Source organism: Brucella sp. 22210 (assembly GCF_052045675.1).
Lineage (GTDB): Bacteria > Pseudomonadota > Alphaproteobacteria > Rhizobiales > Rhizobiaceae > Brucella.
The window spans coordinates 124,970-149,852 of sequence record NZ_JBQEPD010000002.1; the positions used below are offsets into that span (position 1 = coordinate 124,970).

Here is a 24,883-nt window from a genome sequence, read left to right on the forward strand (position 1 = left end):
CGGGGTGGGTTGCGGTTGCGCGTTCTGGCCGTTCAGCTCATCGCTCATTTGCAAACACCTCGCACCGTCCTGAAGTCATTCTGGCTGGAAATCATTTTATGTGGAGTCCACTCACAGGAACGCCCGCAAAAGATTGCGGATTGCAACAACCGTGCCGCACCTTTGCCCCAATCAGGTTCAATCATGATCACCGGACCGAGCGGCAGAAACGCACCGCTCCGATGAAGCCCGCAAGGCGAAACTCGCCGGGGCGCACCGATGTGAAATGCGGACTTCGGAAAACTGTATCAATGCTTCCCTCATACGTTCCTGCGCGCCCCCGACGCGGATAGAACCAGCCGCGGACGCCTATAGCTTGTTGAGCTTTGGCACAAATGCGCTTTTCGCAAAGCTCGCAGAGAAGCTATGCATATAACGCATTGAACGCACCAATTACCCAGCCAAAGCAGCGATGAAACGTGCCACTGTCGCCGACATACCATACGTCAAAGCGTCCGCCGTCAATCCATGTCCGATGGAAACTTCTTTCAATTGCGGCATGCGCTTGACCAGTGCGGGAAGATTTTCAACTGTCAGATCGTGACCGGCATTGACTTCAAGGCCGAGTGCCGTCGCGGCTTCAGCGGCTTTGCCTATCCGGTCCAGCTCACGCGCTGCCGCTGCCGGGTCGTCATAAGTCGCGCCGTAAGGCCCAGTGTAGAATTCAAGCCGGTCGGCACCAAGAGCCTTGGCCTTGTCATAACCCAGCGGATCGGGATCGGCGAACAGCGAAACGCGCATACCGCCCTTCTTCAGCCGCGCCACGATGGGCGCAAGATAATCGGCCTTGGACAGGAAATCCCAGCCATGGTCGGAAGTGGCCTGTGTCGGATCATCCGGCACCAGTGTCACCTGCTCCGGCTGGTGCTTTTCAACCAGCTCAAGGAAAGCTTCGCTCGGAAAGCCTTCAATGTTGAATTCGGCCTGCGGAAATTCATCGTCGATCAATGCACGAATATCGCCAAGATCGGAAAAACGGATATGGCGCTGGTCCGGGCGCGGATGCACCGTCAAACCCGCAGCCCCTGCCGCAAGTGCTATCCGTCCAAGACCGGTGACGCTCGGCCAGGGCAGATCGCGGCGATTACGCAGCATGGCAATCGCATTGAGATTGACAGATAATTTCGCAGGCATGGAGGCATTTCTCCCGTTATCGGTTTTCGCTTTATATCGCCCGCCGCAGGAAAGTGTGAGTGTTTTCCCGTCGCACCCGTTCACCCATCCCCAAATGTTGCCGTTTCCCGCCTTTCGAGCATGGGGCAAGCTTTTCCACGCCAAAATTGGAACAACAATCCGCAACCTTTCGCTGGGTCCAGACGTTTGAATCCTGTCCCGCTAAGGGCTCGCTTTGACGATTGATGATAGAAAGACGCTTGGAGACCGATGATGCGCAATGAGGACATCCCCGTCGTCCGCCGCATTCCCACAGACCGGAATGATGTATTCGCCTTTGCCATTGAAGGGCATCTGGACGATTCATCGCTGGAGAATCTCTACGGTCTGCTTGACGCCGCCTATGAGCAGTTTGACGAGATTGATCTTCTGATCCGTCTCACCGGCTATGAAGGTGTGGACTGGACGGCAGCCTTTTCCGAAAGCATGCTGTCGATGCGTTCAAAATCGCTCAAGCATCTGCGCCGCTATGCGATTGTGGGCGGGCCATTGTGGATTCAAGCCAGCATCACCCTGATGCAGCCCTTTCTCTCCATCGAAATGCGCTCGTTCGAAACCGACGAAGAACAGGACGCATGGGAGTGGCTAAGCGCCAAACCAATTGAAAGCTGATTATTTTACAATCGTCAGGCGTTCAGCCGCACGGGTAATGGCCGTATAAAGCCAGCGCTCGCGCGTATCGCGAAAAGCAAAGCTCTCATCAAACAGCACAACATCGTCCCACTGCGAACCCTGCGCCTTATGCACCGTCAGCGCATAGCCATAGTCGAAATCGTCGTAGCGCTTCTTGGTCTGCCAGGGAATTTCGCTATCCGGGTCCTCGAATTGCGCCTTCAAAAGCTTGATCTTCGCGACACCGCGATCATCGTCTTCCGGCGCAACCAGCAGATTGATGCCAGGCTTCACGGTTTCCTTGGATGAGGTCATGACCTTCCAGAGCGACCCGTTGAGCAAGCCCTTGGCCGGATCGTTGCGCAGACAAACGAGCTTGTCGCCCGCTTGCGGAAAATCAGCTGTGAAGCCCTTCAACTCACGCAGACGCTGATTGTAGCGACGCCGCGTGCGATTGGTGCCGACAAGCACCTGATCCGCCTTCAGCACCATCTCCTGATTGACTTCGTTCTTGCTGATGACCTTTGCTGCGCCGTGATCGCCATAAGGCAATTCGCGCCCTTCCCGGACATCGAGCGCCATGCGGATGATCGGATTGTCCTGCGCCTGCCGGTGAATCTCGGTAAGCAGATAGTTCGGTTCATGTTCGGTGAAAAAGCCGCCGCCCGAAATCGGTGGCAACTGGCCGGGATCGCCCAGCACAAGGATCGGCGTTCCAAAGCTCATGAGATCGCGTCCAAGCGCCTCGTCCACCATCGAACATTCATCGACCACGATCATCGCCGCCTTGGCGACCGGGCTTTGCCGGTTGAGCGAGAATGTCGGGGCGATAGACGTCTTGCCGGTTGTCTCGTCCTCGATGGCTTCCTCGCCACGCGGACGATAGATCAGCGAATGCAGCGTGCGCGCATTGCTCGCGCCCTTGGAACGCAGAACCTGCGCCGCCTTGCCGGTAAAGGCAGCAAACTGCACGTCGCCGTCGACATGTTCCGCGAAATAGCGCGCAAGTGTCGTCTTGCCTGTTCCGGCATAGCCGAACAGTCTGAAAATGGGACTACGGCCGTCTTTCAGCCATTGTCCCACGGCCTTGAGCGCCTGATCCTGTTCCGGGGAAAACTGCATGGCTCTTTCAGACAGGATTCGCGACCTGAAAACAAGATCAAACCGTGATCAAACAGCCGTATTCAGAAGAGCAGTATAGTGGGAGAGGTCGACATTGCCACCGCTGATGATCACGCCCACGCGCTTTCCGCGCAATTGATCCGCAATCTGGCGGGCACCGGCGAAGGCCAGACAGCCGGTCGGCTCGACCACCAGCTTCATCTGCCGGGCAAAGAACTTCATGCCATCAACGAGCGCCTGATCACTGACCGTCAGCACATCCGTCACCTTTTCGCGGATGATGGCAAAGGTCAGATCGCCCGGTGCTTGCGTCTGCGCGCCATCGGCCAGCGTCTGCGGCGTATCGATGCGCACAATCTTGCCCGCACGCAGCGACTGCTGGACGTCGTTGCCCGCTTCCGGCTCAACACCATAAACCGCACAATCGGGCGAAAGCGCCTTGGCGGCCAGAGCCGATCCGGCAATCAATCCACCACCGCCGACACAGACGAAAAGCGCGTCGAGCGGGCCCACTTCCTCGATCAGCTCCTTGGTCGCCGTGCCCTGCCCGGCAATGATATGCGGGTGGTTATAGGGCGGGATCAGGGTCAGACCGCCCTCCTCCGCCAGACGGTTCGTCAAGGCATCGCGGTCATCCTTATAGCGATTGAACGTGATAACATTGGCACCATAGCCGCGCGTTGCTTCGAGCTTCGACTGCGGCGCATCTTCCGGCATCAATATGGTGGCGGAAATGCCAAGCAGCTTTGCCGATAAGGCCACGGCCTGGGCATGGTTGCCCGACGAAAACGCGATCACGCCGCGCTTCTTCTGCTCGTCACTGAAACGCGACAGGGCATTGAATGCACCACGAAACTTGAACGCGCCGATGCGCTGCAGACTTTCCACCTTGAAAAAGAACTCTGCGCCCGTCTCATCATTCAGTGCAGTGGAAGTCAGAACCGGCGTATGAAACGCGTGACCTTCGATCTGGCTCGCTGCGGATGCAACATCGTCATAGGTGGGAAGTGCCGACATGCTCGTGCTCCTGATTGAATTACCTTAACATCGGCCAAAGGCTTGCGATAAGCAGCAAGGCCATAGCCATGTTGAACCATTTGAGACGCACCGGATCGTCCAGCCAGTTGCGCAGCAACATGCCAAAGCCAGCCCAAACCGACACGCTTGGCAGATTGACCAGCGCGAAAGCGACGCTCACCAGCGACACCGCGAGATAGTAATTGTCATGCGTGGCATAGGTGGCGATGCCGGTGACAGCCATTACCCACGCCTTGGGATTGACCCACTGAAAGGCTGCGGCCTGCATGAACGTCATCGGCTTGCCGTCACGATTGCCCTTTGCCTCGCCGATGGAACGCGATGTCGCGATTTTCCATGCGAGATAGAGCATATATGCTCCACCAGCGAATTTCAGACTGGTGTAGAAGGCCGGCATAGTTTCAAGCAACACGCCCAATCCGAACCCGACCGCCAGAAGCAGGCCGAAAAAGCCGACGCCAATACCCAGCATATGCGGGATTGTGCGGCGAAAACCGAAGTTCACACCCGACGCCAAAAGCATCAGATTGTTCGGACCCGGCGTTATGGAAGAAACGAAAGCGAAGGCGATCAGCGCCAGAAATATTTCGACAGACATATGATGAACCCGATTTACCCGCACAAATTAGCTCAATAAAAAACCGGCACAATCGAAACATTGTGCCGGTTTTAAGACTTATTGTATCGATCCCCTGCCCTTGGCAGAGAAGCTATACTTACATCCCTTCAGGACCGCGGTTCATCGCCGCCACGCCAGTGCGGCAGATTTCGACGAGGCCGAGCGGCTTCATGATCGAGATGAACTGGTCGATCTTGGCGGTTTTGCCCGTGATCTCCAGAATGAAGTGGTCTGTCGTCGCGTCGACCACCTTGGCCTTGAACGCATCGGCAAGACGCAGGGTTTCGGCACGGGCTTCACCCTTGCCAGCCACCTTGACCAGCGCCAGTTCACGCTCGATCGGACGATCGTGCCCAAGTTCGCTCGCACGATGGCTCAGATCCACCACGCGGTGAACCGGAACGATGCGCGCCAGCTGATGACGGATCTGGTCAAGCACATGCGGCGTGCCACGCGTCACGATGGTGATGCGCGACAGATGCTTCTCGTGCTCGGTTTCCGAAACCGTCAGGCTTTCAATGTTGTAGCCGCGGCCGGAAAAAAGTCCGATCACACGGGCAAGGACACCCGGCTCGTTGTCGACGAGGACCGCAAGCGTGTGGGTTTCCGGGGTCTGGGTTTCGGCTGCGATGAAGTAAGCCGATCCGGAAGCTAGGTTCTGTGCATTCATAATTAAATCCTCCGGATCAGACGAGCGCGCGGCCCTTGGCGTCGATGGCATTGGCAACGGCTTCGTCCGTAGCTTCGTCAGGCAACAGCATTTCATTATGCGCCTTGCCGGACGGGATCATCGGGAAGCAGTTTGCCAGATTGGCAACGCGGCAGTCGAAGATGACCGGCTTGTCGATGTCGATCATTTCCTGAATGGCGCTATCCAGATCGCCCGGCTTTTCGCAACGAATGCCATGCGCGCCATAGGCTTCAGCCAGCTTGACGAAATCCGGCATCGCTTCCGTATAGGAATGCGACAAACGATTGCCATGCAGCAATTGCTGCCACTGGCGCACCATGCCCATATACTGGTTGTTCAGGATGAAGATCTTGATCGGCGCATTGTGCTGGATGGCCGCCGACATTTCCTGAATGCACATCTGGATCGATGCATCACCAGCAATGTCGATAACCAGCGCATCCGGATGGGCGATCTGCACGCCGAGGGCCGCAGGCAGACCATAACCCATGGTGCCCAGACCACCCGAGGTCAACCAGCGGTTCGGTTCTTCAAAACCATAGAACTGCGCAGCCCACATCTGGTGCTGACCAACTTCGGTGGTGATGTAGGTCTTGCGATCCTTGGTCAGTTCATACAGCCGCTCAATAGCATATTGCGGCATGATGACGTCTTTGTTCGGCGTATAGGCCAGCGAATTGCGGGCGCGCCAACGGTCGATCTGCTCCCACCAGGCCGCGATGGTCTTCTTTTCCGGCTTCTTGTCGGAAGCGCGGAACTGACGAACGATGTCTTCCAGAACATGCGCAACATCGCCGATGATCGGCACATCCACGCGTACATTCTTGTTGATCGACGACGGATCGATATCGATGTGAATCTTCTTCGAGTTCGGCGAGAAGGCATTGAGGCGACCGGTAATACGGTCGTCGAAGCGCGCGCCGACGCACAGCATGACGTCGCAATCATGCATCGTCATATTGGCTTCGTAGGTGCCGTGCATGCCCAGCATGCCGAGCCAGTTCTTGCCGGAAGCCGGATAAGCGCCGAGGCCCATCAGGGTGGAGGTGATCGGGAAATTGCCGAGTTCAACCAGCTCGCGCAGCAGACGGGAAGCTGCCGGGCCGGAATTGATCACGCCACCGCCGGAATAGATGACGGGCTTCTTCGCCGTGGCGAGCAGACGAACAGCGTCGGCGATCGCCTGCGCATTGCCGTCGAGAACCGGACGGTACGTGGTGCGCGGCGTGGTCTGTGGCGGCGTATAGATGCCCTTGGCAAACTGGATGTCCTTCGGAATATCGACCAGAACCGGGCCGGGACGACCCGTGGATGCGACCTGGAAGGCTTCATGCAGAACGCGCGACAGGTCATTGACGTCCTTCACCAGCCAGTTGTGCTTGGTGCAGGGACGGGTAATACCAACTGTGTCCGCTTCCTGGAAAGCATCGGAACCGATCAAAGAGGTCGGAACCTGACCGGAAATGCAGACGAGCGGGATGGAATCCATCAGCGCATCCTGAAGCGGCGTAACCGCATTGGTTGCGCCGGGACCGGAGGTCACAAGCAACACACCAACCTTGCCGGTGGAGCGGGCATAGCCTTCGGCAGCATGGCCTGCACCCTGCTCGTGACGCACGAGAATGTGCTGAATTTTGTCCTGCTGGAACAGTTCGTCATAGATCGGAAGCACTGCGCCGCCCGGATAGCCGAAAATGCTTTCCACGCCCTGATCAATCATGGCCTGGATAACCATTTCCGCGCCGGTCATCTCGCGCGGATGGCTTGTTTCCTGTGATCCTGCGGCGGTTGCTTCCGCCTCTTGTTTACCTGCAGTCATCGTTCTCTTCCCGTCTAGTCGATATTTCGGTGTTAGATTTAGCCGCATCGGGCTTTTTTGGATAATAAAAAAGGCCCCCGAGGGAGCCTGTCTTTCGCGCATGGGAGCTTTCGCCGGATGGTTACACCATCCTGCCCATGCGCGCCCGTACCACAAGAATAATAAACGTGTTCATGGGGCGGGACACTAATCGCCTGAAAACGAGCCGTCAACGCATAAATACGGGCCCTGCGATATTTTCTTAAGATTCACCCCACCCTTTCGATAACTTTATTTCAACCCGGATTTGTTAGTTTCGTTCAACACTCTTTTGAAAGTTAGCGAAATGAACATGGGCGGGGATATTGACGGCAATGCCGAGATGAAAGACCGCGGCTTTGTACAGCGCAACCGCACGGAAGGTCATGTCATCCAGTGCGACGGCGAGCGCGCGATCATCGCAGCTCTGTCCGGCCCCTCTTCCACGGCATCCGATGACTACTGGACCGTTGGTCAGCTCATCTCGATACAGTCTGGTGGCAATCGTCTGGTCGGCCTCGTCCATAATGTCACCGTGCCCGACAATGCCTGGACGCGCGGCGGCGACAACATCGTGCACGTCCATGTCGAATTTCTTGGAGAGGTCCGCGGCGAACCGGATGGCGCTATGTCGTTTAGCGGCGGTATTTCCAGATATCCTTATCCCGGCGCCATCGCCCACCGCATCCGCGCCACCGACCTGTCCGCTGTCTATGCCCAGATGGGGCAGACAAGCGTCCCCATCGGCGCGCTGACGCAGGATACTTCCGTTCCCGCTTATGTTTCGGTGGAAGACCTCATCTCACGCCATTTTGCCGTTGTCGGCACCACGGGCGTAGGCAAATCCAGCGCGGTCATGCTGCTGCTGCGCCGCATCGTCTTGCAGCGGCCTGATCTGCGCATCCTCATCCTCGATCCGCACAATGAATTTGCGGGCGCGTTTCCGGATCTCGCCATCGCGGTGGACCAGACCAATATCGAACTGCCGTTCTGGATGTTGCGGCTGGACGAGTTTGCGGATGTCATCTTTCGTGGTCGCCCCCCCGAGCCGACCGAATACGACATATTGCGCGACCTTGTGCAGCTTGCCCGCGAAAAGACCAATGACAGCGAGACCGGCGGCCGCCAGACCTTGCGGCGCAAATTATCGGACAGGACGGTCAGCGTCGATACACCGATTGCCTATCGCCTGCGCGATCTCCTGACCCTGATCGAAGACCGGATCGGCCTTCTCGACAGCAAAGCCGAGCGCCCCTATCTGCGCAACCTGAAAGCACGGCTGGAATCCATCGCCAGCGATCCGCGCTTTCGCTTCATGTTTGCTGTCACTGGCGGCCCGGAAACCATGCGTCAGGCCATCGCCCGCATTTTCCGCATTCCGCACAATGGCAAGCCGATTTGCACCTTCCAGCTCGCGGGCCTGCCATCCGAGGTGGTCAATGCGGTTGCTTCGGTTCTGTGCCGCCTCTCGTTCGACATTGCCATGTCGAGCGAAGGCAGCCTGCAAACCCTCGTCATCTGCGAGGAAGCACACCGTTATATTCCCGCCGATAAGGATGCCGGTTTCTGGCCGACACGACAGGCCATTGCCCGCATCGCCAAGGAAGGGCGCAAATATGGCTCCTATCTCGGCGTGATCAGCCAGCGCCCCGGCGAACTGGACGCCACCATTCTCTCGCAGTGCAACTCCATTTTTGCAATGCGCCTCGGCAATGAGCGCGATCAGGAAATCATCAAGGGCGCATTGCGCGGCGGCGCCCGCAGCATGGCCGGTTTCCTCTCGTCAATTGCCAACCGTGAAGCCATCGCCTTTGGCGAAGCGTTCTCAACGCCGATGCGACTGACCTTCGAAACAGTCCCACCGCATCAATTGCCGGGACGCCGCAAAGCCGAAAACCCCACCGCATCCTGGCAGGTCGATGACAAGATCGCGCTGGACCGCATTGTGGATCGGCTTCGCTCCTTCGAAAACAATGCGCAAACCGGCGTGCCTGAAAAACCATCCGAAGACAGCGATCTATTGGAGAAACCTGCGACAATCAGCAGGCTGGAAACCGTCACAGCGGCAGCACTTGCACCGGAGCGACCAGCGCCAGTCGTGTCTCATAACAGCGAGACAGCCCAAAGCATGAAAAAGCTTGGCGATCTGGTGCGCAATTTCCGTAAGGATTTTGAGGGCTGATACAAGACCCTCAGCGACACAGCATCAAGCGCAGACGCGGTTGCGCCCCATATTCTTGGCGGCATAGAGCATCTTGTCGGCGCGGCGATAAAGGTCCTTCGACGTTTCGCGCCTGTCCCATACGGCAAGCCCGATACTGACGGTGACTGTCAGCTTCACATCGCCAAGATCTATTTCCAGCCCCGCAATGGCCTTGCGGATACGATTGGCGAGCTTGATCATCAACTCCGCATCCATATTCGGAGCCAGTACGGCGAATTCTTCGCCGCCGAGACGCGCAACCACATCGTGATATCGGGTATAATCGCGCAGGCAGCGCGCGACTTCCTGCAACACCACGTCGCCAATATCGTGTCCATGGGTGTCGTTGACGGACTTGAAGTGGTCCAGATCAATAATCATCAGGCCGACCGGTCGCTGGATACGATCGAACTGAACCAGATATTCCCTCAGCGCTTCATCGAAATAGCGCCGGTTCTGCATGCCGGTAAGACTGTCGGTCAGGGCGGCATGTTCGAGCGTTTGCGACCGTTCGGACAAATCCTGTGTGATGATCTGCAACTTGCCGCGATCCAGCGCCTCGGTGCGTATCTGCGGATAGATCAGCAAAAGCCCGCAAACGATGGAAGCGATCAGGACCCAGATCGCCGCGTGATTGAGCCGTCCGAGAACGGCCACCAGTTCGGCAGCGGACGCATCGAGAGGGCTAGCTGCAAGCATACCCAAATCCACATGCACGCGATAAAGCAATATGCCTATCCCGCACATCAAAATAATCAGAATAAAAAATGCCCGCTCCGATTTATGAAACCGCATATTTCGCGCCCGCCTCTCTTTTCGGAGATTGCCAGCGAGTTATTTCAGTGTCGTTAATTGAAGTAGTGCTTCATCAGAATTACTTAAAAAATTCCAGCTTTTATCAAGCTGATTGCGAAACCAGGTCGACTGGCGCTTGGCATATTGCCGCGTTGCAATCACTGATCGTTCGATGGCTTCGTCTTCACTCATCGTACCTTCGAGGAAAGCGCTAATCTCCCGAACGCCAATGGCCTTCATGGCGGGCAACGCCGGATCAAGCTGCAAAGCCAACAGCGCCTTCACCTCATTGATAGCGCCATTGTTCCACATCAGGGCAAAGCGCCGCGCGATGCGTTCAGAGAGCCAGCCCCGTTCTGGCAAAAGCACAACCTTGCGCGCCGACTGGTCATCCACCAGCACACGCCCCTTGGTCTGCTGCCACTCGCTCAAGGATTTTCCGGTGCTCTCGATCACCTCCAGCGCCCGCACGATGCGCTGGCTATCGGTTGGTTGAAGCGTTGCCGCCATCTGCGGGTCACGCTCGGACAGCGCCCGATGCAGCGCTTCAGCCCCTTCCGCCTCCATACGTGCGCGCCAGTGAGTGCGCACTTCCGGGGATACTTCCGGCATTTGCGACAAACCACCCAGCAGTGCGCGAAAATAAAGACCAGTGCCGCCAACGAAAATCGGGGTCCGACCTGCCGACTCCGGCTGCGCCAGAAGCGCCACCACATCGGCGAACCATTTGCCGGTAGAATAGGACACGGACGGCGTGACATGGCCGTAGAGATGATGCTCGGCTGAAGCCAGATCATCTGCTCCCGGACGCGCCGTCAACAGATCAAGCACGTCATAAACCTGCATGGAATCGGTGTTTACGATGAAACCGCCGGTCTCCCTTGCCATATGAACAGCAAGTGCCGACTTGCCGCTGGCCGTTGGGCCAGCTATCAGGATGGCATTCTTGATCGCCTCCTCACTCATCGCAGGAATCGCTCCCTCATGTCTGCATCCGCTTCGCTCATTGCCACTTTGATCGCCAACCCGGCCAAGGCCGCTCTTGTTCCGTCGCTCGGGATTAAAGCGTCAGCGGCAGTGAATGCAACAGGACTTTATTGGCTTGCAGACGGTATTGCCTGCGATATCCCCCTGCCAAACGGCCTGAGCGCGGATGACGCCGACGCTGCGCTGCGCGCGACGCTCGATGGCGCACCGGTTGATGTCGTTGTGCAGGAGCAGGATCGCCGCCGCAAGAAAATCCTGATTGCCGACATGGATTCGACCATGATCCAGCAGGAATGCATCGACGAACTCGCCGAAGAAGCAGGCTTGCGCGAGCATGTGGCCGCAATCACCGCCCGCGCCATGAATGGCGAAATCGCCTTTGAACCGGCCCTGCGTGAACGCGTTGCACTTCTGAAAGGCTTGCCCCTTCAGGTTATCGACAAGGTAATCGCCACCCGCATTACACTCACACCCGGCGGACCGGAACTGGTGCGCACCATGCGCAAGCACGGCGCTTATACCGCGCTTGTCTCGGGCGGCTTCACATCCTTCACCCACCGCATTGCCGAAATGATCGGCTTCAACGAAGACCGCGCCAATCTTCTTCTGGATGATGGCACCAAGCTGACAGGTGTTGTCGCGGAGCCGATTCTCGGTCGCGAAGCCAAGGTGGAACGGCTAGAAGAAATTGCTGACCGTCTGGGTCTGTCACCCGATGACGCAATCGCGGTGGGCGATGGCGCCAACGATCTCGGCATGATCCAGCTCGCAGGAACGGGCGTGGCGCTTCATGCCAAACCGGCAGTGGCGGCACAAGCCAAGGTGCGCATCGACCATGGCGACCTGACTGCACTTCTCTACATTCAGGGTTACAGGAAAACGGACTTCGTCGAATGATGATTCTGGAAACGCCAAGGCTTGTCATTCGGAATTGGGAGGATCGCGACCGCGATCTCTTTCACACGATCAATTCCGATGAAGAGGTCATGCATTTCTTCCCATTCCGGCGTAACCGCCAAGAATCGGACGAGTTTTTCGACCGACTGCGCACGATGATCTCGGAAACCGGCCTTGGTTTCTACGCACTCGAAGAGAAAGCAAGCGGCGAGTGCATCGGCTTCGCCGGGCTATTGCGCACCAATCTTGAACCGCATTTGCCGGATGGAACAGTGGAAATAGGCTGGCGGCTTGCCCGCCCCTTCTGGGGCAAGGGCTTTGTGACCGAAGCTGGCAAAGCCCTTCTGGCCTATGGCTTCGGTCCGCTGGGCCTGTCTGAGGTTGTATCCTTCGCCGTGGAAGCTAATGATCGCTCGACGAGCGTCATGCAGCGCATCGGCATGGTGCGCGATGCCTCAAGTGATTTCAATCATCCGCGCGTACCGGACGAAACACCTCACCTGAAACGCCTCGTCGTTTATCGCGCTTACGCCACCTGACCGGCACACCAGCCCGACGACCAGGCCCACTGGAAATTATATCCGCCGAGCCATCCGGTAACATCAACCACTTCGCCAATGAAATAGAGGCCGGGCACTGACTTGGCCTCCATGGTGCGCGAATCGAGATCACGCGTATCGACACCACCCAGCGTCACTTCCGCCGTGCGATAGCCTTCGGAGCCGGCGGGCTTGATGCGCCAGTCATTGACAGCGGCTTCCACACGCCGGAACAGCTTGTCGGACATATCGGCGAGATGACCGCTGGCACCGTTTTCCTCGGCGATGGTCTGCGCAAGCTTCTTCGGCAGATGCAGGCCGAGCGCGGTCTGCAAGGCCTGCTTGCCATTCTGCGTGCGCTGTGTGCGCAAGACTTCGAACAGGTCCGTTCCCGGCAACATGCTGATGCGAATTTCATCGCCCTCTTTCCAATAGGACGATATCTGCAAAATCGATGGACCGCTGATGCCGCGATGCGTGAACAGCATGGCCTCGGCAAAGCTCGTCTTACCGCATGACACCACCGCATCGACAGCGATACCGGCCAGCGGCTTCAGACGTTCCAGCGTATTCGGCTCAAAGGTTAGCGGGACCAGTGCCGGGCGCGTCTCGATCAACCGCAACCCGAATTGTTCGGCAAGGTCATAGCCGAAGCCGGTTGCGCCCATTTTCGGAATGGATTTGCCACCGCAGGCGACGACCACAGAACGGCATCTGACCGTCATTCGTACACCACCTTCCATCAGCCGCAGTTCAAACCCGTCGCCACTCTTGGCTACGGTTTCGACACCGCAGGAGAGTTTCAGCCGCGCCCCATGGCGCTTCATCTCGCCCAGCAGCATATCGATGATCTGCGTTGCCGAGCCGTCGCAGAAAAGCTGGCCCAGGGTCTTTTCGTGATAGGCAATGCGATGCCGTTCGACCAATGCGATGAAATCGCGCTGCGTATAGCGGCTCAACGCAGAGATGCAGAAATGCGGATTGCGCGACAGATAGTTCTTCGGGCTGGCATGGATATTGGTGAAGTTGCACCGGCCACCGCCGGAGATGCGGATTTTCTCACCCGCCGACTTGGCATGATCGACAACCAGCACCGAGCGTCCGCGCTTGGCCGCTTCGATGGCGCACATCATTCCGGCCGCGCCCGCGCCTATCACGACAATATCGACAGTTTCCAACTCGCACACCACTCCATGAAGCGTTTTGGCGCTTCAATCCTGAATCTCATTCTCAGCACTTGCCGCTATTTGATTCAAATCGCAAATGAAAACGGCGCTGCAGATGATCCGCAGCGCCGCTCGAATTCTATCTTACAAAAGTCTCAGTCGATGCGAACGGTCACAAAACGCAACTCGCCGGAACGCGACGCCAGCATAAGCAGCGCGTTCTTGCGCCCTTCCCGCCGCAGCGCGTCGATGCGCTTCTTCACATCCTCGGGCGCCTTGACGGTGACCTGATTGATATCGACGATGACATCGCCCGTCTCGACCCGCTTGTCACCCGCAGCCGAACCTGGAGCCACATAAAGGATGGCCACACCGTGCACGTCTTCGGCAATGCCGAATTCGCCGCGCACATCGTCATTGAGTTCGGAAAGCTTCATGCCAAGCACGGTCGGACCCGTGGCTTCGCTCTTCTGCTCTTTCTTCGGCTTTGCTGGCGCTTCCTGTCCGTCTTCGCCCTCTGTTCCATCCGGAACCGGCGCCTGATCTTCGGTTGCAGCATCCGTGCTCTTGTCATCTTCGACAAGGCGACCGAGCTTCACTTTAACGGTTTGCTCCGCGCCATCGCGAACAACCTTGATTTCCACTTCCTTGCCAACCGGGCTTTCGGCAACAAGGCGTGGCAGATCGCGCGCGGTATCGACCGGCTTGCCTTCATAGCCGATGACAACATCACCGGCCTTCAGTGCCGTGTTGTCCACGCCGGAATTCTCGATCAGTCCGGCAATCAGTGCGCCCTTCGGGTCCTTCAGGCCGAGACTATCCGCAATATCCTGCGTCACCGGCTGGATGCGCACACCGAGCCAGCCGCGCTTGACCTCACCGAATTCCTTCAGCTGATCGATCACGCCAACGGCCATTTCAGCCGGAATGGCAAAACCGATGCCGATAGAGCCGCCCGAAGGCGAGATGATCGCGGTGTTGATCCCGATTACCTGACCGTTCATGTCGAACAGCGGGCCGCCCGAATTACCGCGATTGATAGCCGCATCCGTCTGGATGAAATCATCATAGGGGCCGGAATTGATATCGCGCTTGCGCGCCGAAATGATACCAGCCGTTACCGTTCCGCCCAGTCCGAACGGGTTACCGATCGCCAGAACCCAATCGCCAATGCGCGCCTTTTCGGAATTGCCGAACTGCACGGCCTTCAGCTTGTGCTTGGTGGGATCGACTTTCAGGACAGCCAGATCAGTCTTGATATCCTTGCCGACCAGCTCGGCCTTCAGCTTGGTGCCGTCGTTGAAATTGACTTCAATCTCGTCAGCATCCGCAATGACGTGATTGTTGGTGACGATGAAGCCCTTTTCGGCATCAATGACGAAGCCCGATCCAAGCGACTGCACCTTGCGGGATTCGTCGCTCTGCTCACCGTCCTTGTTGTTGAAGAAATCCTTGAAGTACTCTTGGAACGGCGAGCCTTCCGGCACCTTCGGCATGGGTACGGGACCATCACCCTCGCCGCCATCGTCCTTTACCGTCTGCGAGGTGGAGATATTCACCACCGCATCCAGAAGGCCTTCCGCAAGATCGGCAACAGAACCCGGACCCTGAATGCCTTTCACAGGTGCGTCCTGAGCAAAGGCTGGCGGTGTTGCGACCGTTAGCGTTCCGGTGACAGCCAGCGCGCCCATTGCCACGGTTGCGAATAGGGTGCGAGCGAACCCCGCCTTCGGTACGATTGCCATAAAGCTCTGCTCCGATCCTGAATATCTACGCAAATAACCTAAAGGTTAGATCGCCGCAAATTAAGGCCTGTTTACGGCCCCGTATAGACGAAGGGCCATAAATAACGGAACGTTGGGGGCTTATCCCCTGACAAGCCAGACGATGCCGACGCCGATGGCCAGCGCCGCGATACCGGCAATGCGCAATGCGCTTTCCGGCGCTTCACTCGCTTCACGTGCGAGTTTCTTGGCGAAAAAAGGAAAGCCGCCGTAGAGCAGCCCCTCGATAACGAAGAGAAGTCCTACGGCGGCTAGAAAATCGCTCATCAGAGCTGTTCCCGTGCTTTACTGGGAAGGCGTTGCCAGCTTGCCGCCAGCATCACGGAAGAACTTGAAGAACTCCGAATCCGGCGAGAGAACCAGCGTCGTATCCGGGGTTTCGAGCGCTTCACGATAAGCGGCCATCGAACGATAGAAGGCGAAGAAGCCCGGATCCTTCGATGCAGAGGCTGCGTAGATTTCACTGCGCTGCGCATCGCCCTCACCGCGAAGGATTTCCGATTCCTTGCGCGCTTCGGCGATGGTTTCCACCACCTGACGGTCGGCCACGGCGCGAATACGCTGGGCTGCTTCACGGCCACGGGCACGCAGACGCTCGGCTTCCGCCAGACGTTCCGCCTTCATGCGCTCATAGGTCTGCTGCGAGACTTCGGCCGTCAGATCCGTGCGACGGATACGAACGTCCTGAATGGTCAGACCAAGCGATGTTGCATCGGGACGAAGCTGATCGCGCACTTCACGCATCATGTCGCCACGCTCTTCCGAAAGAGCGGCTTCAAAGCCGCGCTGACCGTAGACACCACGCAGCGCTGCATCCAGACGGGTGCGCAGACGCTGTTCGGCAAGGAGCGTGCTGCCCGAAACCGTTTCACGGAACTTGCGGGCATCGGTGATGCGGTAGACGAGGAACGCGTCGACGTCATAGAACTTGCCGCCCGAAACCTGAACGCGGATATCGTCCAGATCGAAACGCAGCAGACGGTCATCGATCATCTGCACCGTATCGGCGTCAAGGAAGCCGAATGGCAGCTTGAAATAGATGCCCGGCTCGGTCTTCACACTGACGATCTGACCGAAACGAAGAACGATTGCCTGCTGGCGCTCCGAAACGATGAACGTCGCGGAATAGAGCAGGAAGGCGAGGATAGCGATAATACCCGCAATGATCGGAAGTCTGTTCTGAGCCATTACTGGGTACCTCCGCCGGTCGAGGGAGTCGTGGTCACATTAGCGCCCGGAGTAGCGCCCGTTGCGCCTGCGCGCGGTTGCTGGCGCATCAGTTCGTTCAGCGGCAGATAGGGCACGACGTCCTTTCCGGGTTCCACAATGACTTTCTTGGTGCTCTTCAGCACCTGTTCCATGGTTTCGAGGAAGAGACGGTTGCGGGTCACTTCCGGCGCTTTTTCATACTGGCCGAGGACCGAGCTGAAACGCTGCGCTTCACCTTCGGCGTCCTGAACAACGCGGTTCTTATAGGCTGCTGCCTCTTCGCGAACCTGAGCTGCTTCACCGCGGGCCTGACCGAGCTTCTGGTTGGAATACTGGTTCGATTCCTCAATGAAACGGTCTTCGTCCTGTTCGGCGCGCTGCACTTCATCAAAGGCATCTGCCACTTCACGCGGCGGCGACGCATCTTCGATCGACACGGCGTTGATCTGGATACCGGCTTGATAGCTGTCCAGCGTCTGCTGCACGATAGCACGCACGCTCTGTGCGATCTCGGCACGATTATCACGGAAAACGTCCTGCGCCGGACGGCGACCGACGATTTCACGCATTGCGCTTTCGGACACCTGCTGCACCATCGCATCCGGGCTGTCGACGTTGAACAGATAGGCGCGCGGATCGGAAACGCGGTAGAGAACCGAGAACTGGACGTTCACGATGTTCTGGTCGCCAGTCAGCATGAGACCCTGCGTCGCCGTACGAGAACCCTGAGCGCCGATATTGATCTGCTTTTCGACGATCTGCGCCTTTTCATAGGTTTCAATCGGCCACCAATGGAAATGCAGGCCCGGCTCGGAAACTTCATCCTTCGGCTTGCCGAAACGAAGTTCAACCGCCAGCTCATCAGGCTGCACCGTATAGACGGACTGGAAAACCCAGAAGCCAAGCAAGGCCGCGCCGATCAACAGATAGATCGGGCGATTGCCGCCGCTACGACCACCGCCACCTGGGAATACCTGCTTCAGGCGGTCCTGGCCTTTGCGCAAAATATCTTCGAGATCAGGTGGCGTGTTCTGTCCGCCGCCGCGCGGGCCCTTCGGGCCCTGTCCCCAGGGGCCGTTATTATTGTTGTTATTATTATTGTTATCACCGCCGCCGCCACCCCATGGGCCGCCGCCGCCATTCTGATTGCTCCAGGGCATCCTCACCTCTAAGCTTCTGTTTCCCGCATCTCCGGCAAAAAACGCGTCAGCGCTTCTAACGGAGATGCTCCCGGAAGACGGGAAAGCAAGGCGCAAACCCCCGTCATCAACTAATGTTACCGTTTTATAGGCATCGGGAGGCGCGCTTTCAACGGAAGCGCAATAAAATTCCTATGTTATGCTTTACGCATCACGCTTTTCGTAAACCATATAACGGGTCGGATGGCTGTCTTTTTCCCCGGCTGGCACGTCTTCCGACGACACCAGACGCCATGCATCCGGCTTAATTTCCGGGAAATGCGTATCCCCGTCGATTTCCGCCAGAACGCGTGTCAGATGCACCCGGCCCGCCAGCGGCAAGGCCTGCGCATAAATCTTGCCGCCGCCAATGATGCAGACTTCGCCAACGCCAAGCTCTTCCGCAAGACTGAGCCCAAGCGCAATGCCCTCTTCCAGCGAACCGACGATGTGAGCGCCATCAGCCTGAAAATTCGCATCGCGGGTCACGACGATATTCGGCCGTCCCGGCAAAGGCCGCCCAATCGATTCCCAGGTGCGGCGCCCCATGATGACCGGCTTGCCGAGCGTCAGCGCTTTGAAGCGCTTCAGATCGGTCGAGAGCCGCCAAGGCATGTCATTGTCGCGCCCGATCACGCCATTCTCGGCTGCGGCCACGATAATCGAAACGACGGGCTTGTCCGTGCTCACGCTGTTACTCATACGGCAATCGGCGCCTTGATCGTCGGATCGGCTTCATAGCCTTCCAGCACAAAATCCTCGTAACGGAAGGAAAACAGGTCCTTCACATCCGGGTTGATGCGCATGACCGGCAGCTTTTTCGGCGTGCGGGTCAGTTGCAGACGAGCCTGCTCGAAATGGTTGGAATAGATATGCGCATCGCCCAGCGTGTGGATGAATTCGCCGGGCTTGAGACCCGCCACCTGCGCGATCATCATGGTCAAAAGCGCATAGGAGGCGATGTTGAACGGCACGCCGAGGAAAATATCCGCCGAGCGCTGATAAAGCTGGCAGGACAGCTTGCCATCCGCGACATAGAACTGGAACAGGCAATGGCATGGCGGCAGAGCCATTTCATCGACCAGCGCCGGGTTCCAGGCCGACACGATCAGGCGGCGAGAATTCGGATTGCCATGCAGCATCTTCATGAGATTGGCGATCTGGTCGATATGACGACCGTCGGGCGCTGGCCAGGAGCGCCACTGATAGCCGTAGACCGGGCCGAGATCACCCTTTTCGTCTGCCCATTCATCCCAGATCGAAACGCCGTTTTCCTTGAGATAGGCAATATTGGTATCGCCCTTCAGGAACCACAACAGTTCATAGATGATCGAGCGCAGATGTAGCTTCTTGGTGGTCAGGACCGGAAAGCCCTCCTCCAGATTGAAGCGCATCTGATAGCCGAAAACCGAGCGCGTGCCCGTTCCCGTGCGGTCGCCGCGATCGGTGCCATTATCGAGCACATGCTGGAGAAGATCGAGATAGGTACGCATGGGATGTTCCCAGATGGGGTTTTCGGGATCGATTCGGTTCACCCCTACTATAAGGAAAAACCCCGGCGCGGGGCACCGGGGTTCGAATTCCACAGGCAATATGCACCGATCAGAGTCTGAATCAAAAAGCGGCATGTGTGCGCGAAAATGGTGATTTTCGAATACCGGAGCGGAGCGTACTATTGGTACGTGAGCACCGGAATGGAGAAAATTGCCATTTGCAGCCACACAGGACGACTTTTGGAACAGGCTCTCAGAGATCGCCGAGTTTGCCGAGTTGCTTGGCAACCAGATAGTAGAAGGTCACGCGGTGCTTGTTGCGGTCGCCCTTCATGACTTCCGCGACGTGGTTCACCACTTCTTCAGCCTTGGCCGCGTCGGTGACGCCCAGCTTCTTGCCAACCCAGCTGTCGCGCACACGCTTCATTTCTTCCGGATCGGTCGCCGAAACGAGCGAGGAGTCGCGATTGCGAAGCGCAATGCCCAGATGCTTGACGATCTTCTCGACAACCGCCTCATCGGCAGCAGCATCATAGCGACGGACATCTGCGAGGTATTCACTCATATATCGGCTCTCCTTCAGTATGGGCACACTGCCCAATATCAACTGCAAATCCCGATCGACCGGAAGAAAACCCCAGCCTTTCCAATATATGCAACCAAGATTGACCAGTGCGAGCAAGCTGTCAACGACATTTTAGGGAAGCAACACACAACAATGATCTTTTGTCCTGCAAAGAACAAAATACGATCTCACATATTCTCCACGCAAAACTCATTCATAATGAATAGCGTCATTCTGATTAATTTTTTAAATTTACTTACAGTTTCACAACGGGTTTTATTATGTTTAGACCTTTGTAAATTCTCACGGCGTTGCAATTTTCCCTCATTCTACCCATGCACTTTCGGCACCGGTTGATGTCTTGCAGAAAATATTGCGGGCTATACTAAAGGCGACAGCTCCGAAGGACTGTGGCGGCGCGGATATTTCCTGCGTGACACCCTATGTAAAGGCAGGCATCCATGGATTGGGGCCATGGAGCGCGGGCGCGCATACGGAAAATGAGACTATGAACACCTCATCTTTTCGGACGGCAACGAAACGGGCCGCTTTATTCGTGCTTCAGAAGATTCGGGAGTAGATTTGCCCCTGACAAATGTAACCGCCCCTCTTCCAATATGGATCGACCACGCCTATATACGTCTCGCTGGCGCAAGCCAGCTATGGTGATAAACGGACGGTGTAATAAACCCATTGGACCCGGGGGCGGTACCCGGCGCCTCCACCAGAACACAGGCTGTATCATTAGTCTGTGCTGTGGCGGGGGCGAAATAGGATCGACAAGGGTGTAAAGATCGCTCTTTTACTCGGCATGATACCACCGTTATCGGGTCAATTGAGTAGTTGCAAATGACAACAAAGCTCAGGGTTATGCTCTCGCTGCCTAATGGCGGTGCGGGAAACCCACTCTAAAGCCCTTAGGGTTAGCACCTTAAGGCGGGGTTCGGAGGCACCTGGCAACAGAAGCCTCCACTTTCCCTTACAAACCAGACTCTCTTTAAATCAGGCTGCTGCCGCTTCTGTTTCGACGTCGCTCGCCTTGCGAGAGAGCACGATCTGCGTCAACACGAATGCGGTCAGCGCACAGCCAGCGATACCGCCGACCATAGGCACAGCCGTTCCATCGAAGAACGAACCCGTTATGCCGATTGCCAGACCGCCAATCACAAAATGCAGCGTGCCCATCAGCGCCGAAGCGGTGCCGGCAATCGCGCCGTAATCTTCCAGCGCCAGAACCGCCGTGGTCGGAATCACAAGCCCAAGGAAGCCATAGCCGACAAACAGGAAGACTGCGATCAGCCACAGCGACTGGTGCCCCATCAGCACGGCTGCGAACATGGCAAGCATGGCGGCGGCAAAACCGGATACGGCAACGCGCATCACACGGCGCAGGCCGAAGCGAGCGCCAAGCAAGCCATTCAGCTGCGAAACGCCGAAGAACGACACCGCATTGGCCGAGAAAGCCAGCGCATACTGGTTCGGGGTCAAGCCGTAATGGTCAATGAGCACGAAGGACGAATTGGCCAGATAGACGAAGAACGACGCGATGCCGAAGCCGCCGACGAAAACCAGTCCAAGGAAATAGCGGTCTTTGAGCAAGCGGCCATAGCCACGCAACGCGCTGCCGATGCTGCTTTCAAGCCGCGCTTCACGCGTTCGCGTTTCCTGCTGGGCGGTGGCAAGCAACACGATGCCGATAAGCGCCGCGACCAGAACGGCCCAGAACACGCCGCGCCATCCAAAGAAGCTGATGATGACCGAGCCTGTAAGCGGTGCCAGAATCGGCGAAATCGAGAAGACCAGCATCAGGAGCGACATCAGTCGCGCGGCTTCGACGCCAGTGTGCAAATCACGCACCACCGCGCGTGGAATCACCATGCCTGCCGCCGCACCAAGCCCTTGCAGGAAGCGGAACAGCACCAGCACATCGATATTGGTCGCCAGCGCAGAACCAACACTGCCAATAGCGAAGAGAATCAGGCCGCCGTAAAGCGGGATTTTGCGCCCGACCATGTCCGACAAAGGACCGCAGAAAAGCTGGGCGATCGCCAAAGCAATAAAAAAGGCAAGCAGACTCATCTGTACAGCACCGGTCTCCGCATGGAGATCGGCAGCAATGGTCGGCAAGGCAGGCAGATACATGTCGATCGCGAAGGGACCGACTGCGGACAGAAGACCGAGAACAATCGCATTGCGCACAAGACTCGAAGCCATGGGAGACGCGCTTTCATCAATGTTTCGTGAGGTGCCCACACCGGTTTCGGATCGCCAACTTCGCTTGGGAGGATGGATCGCTGGGCTCGCAAAACCGGTACAGGACTTATAACTACATGGAACTACGCCACCTTTTCAGATTCGGTCCGGGATATGCGTCCATAAACGGGCAAACCTGGCCTCTGAAATAACTGTCACAGTCTATTGTCTAGACGAAACGCCAAAAGGAATTTGACATTGATGTCAAATTAGACACCATTGTCCAAAACGTCAAGTCATCTTATGTTGGGCTTATGAAACCTACTGACATAATCGAAATGGCCGCCCCGCCGGTGAAGCGTAGCACCACCGGAAAAGGGCTGAATGCCGCGGCTGGCTCTGCCGCAATGAAGCCGGGACAGTGCATGAAACGCGATTTCATCCTGTGTTCTGCGGCGCGCGTTTTCTCGCGCGACGGGTTTCAGGGCGCGAGCATCGATCTTATTGCAAACGAGGCAGGCGTTTCGCGCCAGACCATCTACAACCACTATCGCGACAAGGAAGCCTTGCTGGCCGCCGTGGTGGAAGATGCGCTGGACCGCATGAATGCGAGCCTGTTTGCCGTGCTTTCCACTTTTCCACAGACCGGCGACAACCTTGAGCAGGACCTGACAGCTTTCGCGATCCGCATGAGCCGAAACTGCGTTTACGATCCATCGGGCGCATTTCTGCGCACACTCGTGCAGTCCAGTTCGCCCGATCTGTCCTTCACGGGTTATATCTGCAAGACCAAAGGCCCAGCGCAGGCCATTCCAGCCGTTGCCGCATGCCTTTCTCGCCTGGCGCTCGCCGGGCATTTACGTCTCGACGATCCCGATCTGGCGGCACTGCACTTCATAGCGTTGATCAACGCCGACACACAGTTGCATGCGTTACACGGATGCGCCATCGATGATGATATCATCGAACGCAGCGCCATCAATGGTGTCAGGACATTCCTGCTGGCATTTGGTGTGACTGAATCGTCGCCGGAAGCGACCCCTCACCCCTGACAGATCGAGCAGCGCTGCCTCACTTTCGCGATATATATCATCGTTTCCTGCGAGAACGAACTTGACATCTGCCTGCGAATCCGTGGGATAAGAAACCCATGGTACAGGATTTGATCCGTTACGACATTCTCGCTCAGGAAGCCCTTCGTGGCGTCATCCGCAAGGTTCTTGCGGAGGTGGCCAAGGCTGGCCTGCCGGGCAATCATCATTTCTTTATCACGTTCCTCACCGGAGCGCCGGGCGTGCGTATTTCCTCGCGCCTGAAAGAGAAATATCCCGAGCAGATGACAATCGTGTTGCAGCACCAGTTCTGGGACATGAATGTTACGGATCAGCTCTTTGAAGTCGGTCTGTCTTTCGGCGATATTCCTGAAAAACTGGTCATTCCGTTCTCTGCTGTACGCGGCTTCTATGACCCGTCCGTCAATTTCGAGCTTGAGTTCGATGTCGCGGCAGTTCAGCCGACCAGCGACAATGACGAAGAGAACAATATCGCGCCAATCGAGATGATGCCGGTCGAATCCGCGCCCGAAAAGCCGGAAAAGCCAAAGGCAAAGTCGCGCAAGTCTTCCGCTGAAAAGCAGGCAGCGGCCGCGAAGGATAATGCTGAAGGCGAAGATACGCCCAAGCCATCTGCCGACGTGGTCTCTCTCGACGCCTTCCGCAAGAAGTAAATTTTCTCTCCCAACTCTGCTTGGAATCCTGAAAACACTGACTGCGCTGCAAGCATAATGCTGCGGCGCAGAAGCCGTTTGTACAAAGCTATGGTCGAACGACGCACTATTTCATAGTATATCGATGGCTAGACTACGCGTTTTGACTTCGATCAAGGCAACCGAAGTTTAAAATGCTATAGTGGCAGACAACACGGCAATTTAAGCGGAGGCGGGAATTTCATGGTCCGTTTGTTAGCGCAGGCAGTTCTCTGGATAAGCGGCGTTATCGCTGCGTTCTTCATGGCGAGTGATGCGCCAAACTTTCCCCTTTGGCAGTTGACGGTTGGCCTTTTGCTGCTCGTGGCCGTTTCGGTCGCCATCTGGTGGTTCACCAATCCCAAGGAACCCCGACAGTAGGCCAAGCCGACAGCTTGCAGGTCATCGGAGCACCGCGTTATAAATGGGTGTTGAAAAGCACTAAGAGCGCATCCCGAAAAGTGTGAAACGGTTTTTGGAATAGATGCGCGTTAAAACAAAGGGCTAGAGCGCAGATCTGATTCAATCAGGTCGAAACGCGCGCTAAAGCATCCGAGACATCGACATGAGCGACATCGTCAATCTGCGGCAGTTCAAGAAAAAGAAAGCGCGTGACGCCAAGGAAAAGCAGGCGGATCAAAACCGCATACTTTTCGGGCGCACCAAGACTGAAAAAGACTTCGCACGCGAAGAGACCCGCAAGAGCGAGCGCTTTCTGGATATGAACCGCCTGGAGCGTAAAGACGACACGGACGGCGACCGTTGAGCACCGGCGGCCTGCGCAAACATTCCGTCAGCATTCGCGGCCATGCAACCAGCTATACGCTGGAAGACGAGTTCTTCGAAATTCTCAACCAAATCGCCGAAACACGCGGCCAGTCGATTGCAGCACTGGTCGCAGAGGTGGACAGCAAGGGTGAGCGCACCACCAATCTCTCATCGGCCCTGCGGCTTCACGTGTTGAACTGGCTCAAATCACAGATACCACCAGCCTGCTAA

26 protein-coding genes and 1 other RNA gene are annotated in these 24,883 nt (G+C 56.9%); 10 read left to right on the forward strand and 17 right to left on the reverse strand.

The window, feature by feature from the left end:
• Positions 1 to 432 precede the first annotated feature (432 nt).
• Positions 433 to 1,173 (reverse strand): pyridoxine 5'-phosphate synthase, encoded by a 741-nt coding sequence (locus ACTJKP_RS03520; RefSeq protein WP_440629711.1) that lies wholly within the window; start codon positions 1,171 to 1,173, stop codon positions 433 to 435.
• A gap of 252 nt (positions 1,174 to 1,425) precedes the next feature.
• Between ACTJKP_RS03520 and ACTJKP_RS03525 the strand changes: the two genes are divergently transcribed.
• Positions 1,426 to 1,824 (forward strand): STAS/SEC14 domain-containing protein, encoded by a 399-nt coding sequence (locus ACTJKP_RS03525; RefSeq protein WP_440629712.1) that lies wholly within the window; start codon positions 1,426 to 1,428, stop codon positions 1,822 to 1,824.
• Here ACTJKP_RS03525 and ACTJKP_RS03530 read toward each other — a convergent pair whose 3' ends face one another.
• The 5 genes from ACTJKP_RS03530 to ACTJKP_RS03550 form a co-directional block, all read right to left on the reverse strand.
• Positions 1,825 to 2,946, reverse strand: coding sequence for an ATP-dependent DNA helicase (locus ACTJKP_RS03530; protein WP_440629713.1), 1,122 nt, complete (start codon positions 2,944 to 2,946; stop codon positions 1,825 to 1,827).
• A gap of 48 nt (positions 2,947 to 2,994) precedes the next feature.
• Positions 2,995 to 3,963 (reverse strand): threo-3-hydroxy-L-aspartate ammonia-lyase, encoded by a 969-nt coding sequence (locus ACTJKP_RS03535; RefSeq protein WP_440629714.1) that lies wholly within the window; start codon positions 3,961 to 3,963, stop codon positions 2,995 to 2,997.
• A gap of 19 nt (positions 3,964 to 3,982) precedes the next feature.
• Positions 3,983 to 4,582 carry a LysE family translocator gene (locus ACTJKP_RS03540; RefSeq protein ID WP_440629715.1) on the reverse strand — a complete coding sequence of 200 codons (600 nt, stop codon included), beginning with the start codon at positions 4,580 to 4,582 and terminating at the stop codon, positions 3,983 to 3,985.
• Positions 4,583 to 4,700: 118 nt separating this feature from the next.
• Positions 4,701 to 5,273, reverse strand: a complete 573-nt coding sequence (gene ilvN / locus ACTJKP_RS03545) for an acetolactate synthase small subunit (RefSeq protein ID WP_078339370.1) — start codon at positions 5,271 to 5,273, stop codon at positions 4,701 to 4,703.
• Positions 5,274 to 5,289: 16 nt separating this feature from the next.
• Positions 5,290 to 7,113, reverse strand: a complete 1,824-nt coding sequence (locus ACTJKP_RS03550) for an acetolactate synthase 3 large subunit (protein ID WP_440629716.1) — start codon at positions 7,111 to 7,113, stop codon at positions 5,290 to 5,292.
• A 331-nt stretch (positions 7,114 to 7,444) separates the two neighbouring features.
• Here ACTJKP_RS03550 and ACTJKP_RS03555 point away from each other — a divergent pair, with 331 nt between their 5' ends.
• Entirely contained in the window at positions 7,445 to 9,313 is a 1,869-nt protein-coding gene (locus tag ACTJKP_RS03555) for an ATP-binding protein (RefSeq protein ID WP_440629717.1), read from the forward strand.
• A 24-nt stretch (positions 9,314 to 9,337) separates the two neighbouring features.
• On the opposite strand, the gene ACTJKP_RS03560 is transcribed toward ACTJKP_RS03555, so the two are convergent.
• The gene (locus tag ACTJKP_RS03560; protein ID WP_440629718.1) at positions 9,338 to 10,129 is read right to left on the reverse strand and encodes a GGDEF domain-containing protein; all 792 of its coding nucleotides are present in this window, start codon (positions 10,127 to 10,129) and stop codon (positions 9,338 to 9,340) included.
• Between the two features lie 39 nt (positions 10,130 to 10,168).
• Positions 10,169 to 11,095: a tRNA (adenosine(37)-N6)-dimethylallyltransferase MiaA gene (miaA, locus tag ACTJKP_RS03565; protein WP_440629719.1), complete on the reverse strand. Its 927-nt coding sequence runs from the start codon at positions 11,093 to 11,095 to the stop codon at positions 10,169 to 10,171.
• Positions 11,096 to 11,113: 18 nt separating this feature from the next.
• Here miaA and serB point away from each other — a divergent pair, with 18 nt between their 5' ends.
• Complete coding sequence (gene serB / locus ACTJKP_RS03570; protein ID WP_440629720.1) at positions 11,114 to 12,013, forward strand: phosphoserine phosphatase SerB; 900 nt, start codon at positions 11,114 to 11,116, stop codon at positions 12,011 to 12,013.
• Positions 12,010 to 12,552 (forward strand): GNAT family N-acetyltransferase, encoded by a 543-nt coding sequence (locus ACTJKP_RS03575; protein WP_440629721.1) that lies wholly within the window; start codon positions 12,010 to 12,012, stop codon positions 12,550 to 12,552. The genes serB and ACTJKP_RS03575 overlap by 4 nt, the downstream gene beginning before the upstream one ends.
• On the opposite strand, the gene ACTJKP_RS03580 is transcribed toward ACTJKP_RS03575, so the two are convergent.
• The 8 genes from ACTJKP_RS03580 to ACTJKP_RS03615 all read right to left on the reverse strand — a co-directional run bounded on the left by ACTJKP_RS03580 (position 12,540) and on the right by ACTJKP_RS03615 (position 19,947).
• Positions 12,540 to 13,730: an NAD(P)/FAD-dependent oxidoreductase gene (locus ACTJKP_RS03580; protein ID WP_440629722.1), complete on the reverse strand. Its 1,191-nt coding sequence runs from the start codon at positions 13,728 to 13,730 to the stop codon at positions 12,540 to 12,542. The two genes, ACTJKP_RS03575 and ACTJKP_RS03580, sit on opposite strands and share 13 nt — an antisense overlap.
• A 143-nt stretch (positions 13,731 to 13,873) precedes the next feature.
• The gene (locus ACTJKP_RS03585; protein ID WP_078339378.1) at positions 13,874 to 15,463 is read right to left on the reverse strand and encodes a DegQ family serine endoprotease; all 1,590 of its coding nucleotides are present in this window, start codon (positions 15,461 to 15,463) and stop codon (positions 13,874 to 13,876) included.
• A gap of 120 nt (positions 15,464 to 15,583) precedes the next feature.
• A complete protein-coding gene (locus ACTJKP_RS03590) occupies positions 15,584 to 15,769 on the reverse strand; it encodes a DUF2065 domain-containing protein (RefSeq protein WP_078339379.1) in 186 nt (61 codons plus the stop codon).
• A gap of 18 nt (positions 15,770 to 15,787) precedes the next feature.
• A complete protein-coding gene (gene hflC / locus ACTJKP_RS03595; protein WP_078339380.1) occupies positions 15,788 to 16,690 on the reverse strand; it encodes a protease modulator HflC in 903 nt (300 codons plus the stop codon).
• Positions 16,690 to 17,871: an FtsH protease activity modulator HflK gene (gene hflK / locus ACTJKP_RS03600; protein WP_440629723.1), complete on the reverse strand. Its 1,182-nt coding sequence runs from the start codon at positions 17,869 to 17,871 to the stop codon at positions 16,690 to 16,692. Before hflK ends, hflC begins: the two co-directional genes overlap by 1 nt.
• 183 nt (positions 17,872 to 18,054) lie before the next feature.
• Positions 18,055 to 18,504, reverse strand: coding sequence for a dihydrofolate reductase (locus ACTJKP_RS03605; RefSeq protein WP_440629875.1), 450 nt, complete (start codon positions 18,502 to 18,504; stop codon positions 18,055 to 18,057).
• 83 nt (positions 18,505 to 18,587) lie between these two features.
• Positions 18,588 to 19,382: a thymidylate synthase gene (locus ACTJKP_RS03610; RefSeq protein ID WP_151589382.1), complete on the reverse strand. Its 795-nt coding sequence runs from the start codon at positions 19,380 to 19,382 to the stop codon at positions 18,588 to 18,590.
• 253 nt (positions 19,383 to 19,635) lie between these two features.
• Positions 19,636 to 19,947: a DUF2853 family protein gene (locus tag ACTJKP_RS03615; protein ID WP_078339383.1), complete on the reverse strand. Its 312-nt coding sequence runs from the start codon at positions 19,945 to 19,947 to the stop codon at positions 19,636 to 19,638.
• A gap of 606 nt (positions 19,948 to 20,553) precedes the next feature.
• On the opposite strand from ACTJKP_RS03615, the gene ssrA reads away from it, so the two are divergent.
• Positions 20,554 to 20,921: a transfer-messenger RNA gene (gene ssrA / locus ACTJKP_RS03620) on the forward strand.
• Positions 20,922 to 20,949: 28 nt separating this feature from the next.
• On the opposite strand, the gene ACTJKP_RS03625 is transcribed toward ssrA, so the two are convergent.
• Positions 20,950 to 22,161 (reverse strand): multidrug effflux MFS transporter, encoded by a 1,212-nt coding sequence (locus tag ACTJKP_RS03625; RefSeq protein WP_440629724.1) that lies wholly within the window; start codon positions 22,159 to 22,161, stop codon positions 20,950 to 20,952.
• A gap of 293 nt (positions 22,162 to 22,454) precedes the next feature.
• Here ACTJKP_RS03625 and ACTJKP_RS03630 point away from each other — a divergent pair, with 293 nt between their 5' ends.
• The 5 genes from ACTJKP_RS03630 to ACTJKP_RS03650 all read left to right on the forward strand — a co-directional run bounded on the left by ACTJKP_RS03630 (position 22,455) and on the right by ACTJKP_RS03650 (position 24,883).
• The gene (locus ACTJKP_RS03630) at positions 22,455 to 23,192 is read left to right on the forward strand and encodes a TetR/AcrR family transcriptional regulator (RefSeq protein WP_440629725.1); all 738 of its coding nucleotides are present in this window, start codon (positions 22,455 to 22,457) and stop codon (positions 23,190 to 23,192) included.
• A 98-nt stretch (positions 23,193 to 23,290) separates the two neighbouring features.
• The gene (locus tag ACTJKP_RS03635; RefSeq protein WP_078339387.1) at positions 23,291 to 23,866 is read left to right on the forward strand and encodes an SspB family protein; all 576 of its coding nucleotides are present in this window, start codon (positions 23,291 to 23,293) and stop codon (positions 23,864 to 23,866) included.
• 222 nt (positions 23,867 to 24,088) lie between these two features.
• Positions 24,089 to 24,265, forward strand: a complete 177-nt coding sequence (locus ACTJKP_RS03640; RefSeq protein ID WP_171058798.1) for a hypothetical protein — start codon at positions 24,089 to 24,091, stop codon at positions 24,263 to 24,265.
• Between the two features lie 184 nt (positions 24,266 to 24,449).
• Complete coding sequence (locus ACTJKP_RS03645; protein WP_440629726.1) at positions 24,450 to 24,650, forward strand: DUF4169 family protein; 201 nt, start codon at positions 24,450 to 24,452, stop codon at positions 24,648 to 24,650.
• Positions 24,647 to 24,883, forward strand: a complete 237-nt coding sequence (locus ACTJKP_RS03650) for a ribbon-helix-helix domain-containing protein (RefSeq protein WP_440629727.1) — start codon at positions 24,647 to 24,649, stop codon at positions 24,881 to 24,883. Before ACTJKP_RS03645 ends, ACTJKP_RS03650 begins: the two co-directional genes overlap by 4 nt.

Bases quoted from the DNA above. Each gene is read 5' to 3' on its own strand.
- ACTJKP_RS03540 (WP_440629715.1), bottom strand. From the start codon at position 4,582: ATGTCTGTCGAAATATTTCTGGCGCTGATCGCCTTCGCTTTCGTTTCT.
- serB (WP_440629720.1), top strand. From the start codon at position 11,114: ATGTCTGCATCCGCTTCGCTCATTGCCACTTTGATCGCCAACCCGGCC.
- ACTJKP_RS03625 (WP_440629724.1), bottom strand. From the start codon at position 22,161: ATGGCTTCGAGTCTTGTGCGCAATGCGATTGTTCTCGGTCTTCTGTCC.
- ACTJKP_RS03575 (WP_440629721.1), top strand. From the start codon at position 12,010: ATGATGATTCTGGAAACGCCAAGGCTTGTCATTCGGAATTGGGAGGAT.
- ACTJKP_RS03525 (WP_440629712.1), top strand. From the start codon at position 1,426: ATGCGCAATGAGGACATCCCCGTCGTCCGCCGCATTCCCACAGACCGG.
- ACTJKP_RS03530 (WP_440629713.1), bottom strand. From the start codon at position 2,946: ATGCAGTTTTCCCCGGAACAGGATCAGGCGCTCAAGGCCGTGGGACAA.
- ACTJKP_RS03610 (WP_151589382.1), bottom strand. From the start codon at position 19,382: ATGCGTACCTATCTCGATCTTCTCCAGCATGTGCTCGATAATGGCACC.
- ACTJKP_RS03635 (WP_078339387.1), top strand. From the start codon at position 23,291: ATGGTACAGGATTTGATCCGTTACGACATTCTCGCTCAGGAAGCCCTT.
- ACTJKP_RS03605 (WP_440629875.1), bottom strand. From the start codon at position 18,504: ATGCCTTGGCGGCTCTCGACCGATCTGAAGCGCTTCAAAGCGCTGACG.
- ilvN (WP_078339370.1), bottom strand. From the start codon at position 5,273: ATGAATGCACAGAACCTAGCTTCCGGATCGGCTTACTTCATCGCAGCC.
- ACTJKP_RS03615 (WP_078339383.1), bottom strand. From the start codon at position 19,947: ATGAGTGAATACCTCGCAGATGTCCGTCGCTATGATGCTGCTGCCGAT.
- ACTJKP_RS03640 (WP_171058798.1), top strand. From the start codon at position 24,089: ATGGTCCGTTTGTTAGCGCAGGCAGTTCTCTGGATAAGCGGCGTTATC.
- ACTJKP_RS03585 (WP_078339378.1), bottom strand. From the start codon at position 15,463: ATGGCAATCGTACCGAAGGCGGGGTTCGCTCGCACCCTATTCGCAACC.
- ACTJKP_RS03630 (WP_440629725.1), top strand. From the start codon at position 22,455: ATGAAACCTACTGACATAATCGAAATGGCCGCCCCGCCGGTGAAGCGT.
- ACTJKP_RS03535 (WP_440629714.1), bottom strand. From the start codon at position 3,963: ATGTCGGCACTTCCCACCTATGACGATGTTGCATCCGCAGCGAGCCAG.
- ACTJKP_RS03590 (WP_078339379.1), bottom strand. From the start codon at position 15,769: ATGAGCGATTTTCTAGCCGCCGTAGGACTTCTCTTCGTTATCGAGGGG.
- ACTJKP_RS03520 (WP_440629711.1), bottom strand. From the start codon at position 1,173: ATGCCTGCGAAATTATCTGTCAATCTCAATGCGATTGCCATGCTGCGT.
- ACTJKP_RS03560 (WP_440629718.1), bottom strand. From the start codon at position 10,129: ATGCGGTTTCATAAATCGGAGCGGGCATTTTTTATTCTGATTATTTTG.
- hflK (WP_440629723.1), bottom strand. From the start codon at position 17,871: ATGCCCTGGAGCAATCAGAATGGCGGCGGCGGCCCATGGGGTGGCGGC.
- ACTJKP_RS03645 (WP_440629726.1), top strand. From the start codon at position 24,450: ATGAGCGACATCGTCAATCTGCGGCAGTTCAAGAAAAAGAAAGCGCGT.
- hflC (WP_078339380.1), bottom strand. From the start codon at position 16,690: ATGGCTCAGAACAGACTTCCGATCATTGCGGGTATTATCGCTATCCTC.
- miaA (WP_440629719.1), bottom strand. From the start codon at position 11,095: ATGAGTGAGGAGGCGATCAAGAATGCCATCCTGATAGCTGGCCCAACG.
- ACTJKP_RS03550 (WP_440629716.1), bottom strand. From the start codon at position 7,113: ATGACTGCAGGTAAACAAGAGGCGGAAGCAACCGCCGCAGGATCACAG.
- ACTJKP_RS03555 (WP_440629717.1), top strand. From the start codon at position 7,445: ATGGGCGGGGATATTGACGGCAATGCCGAGATGAAAGACCGCGGCTTT.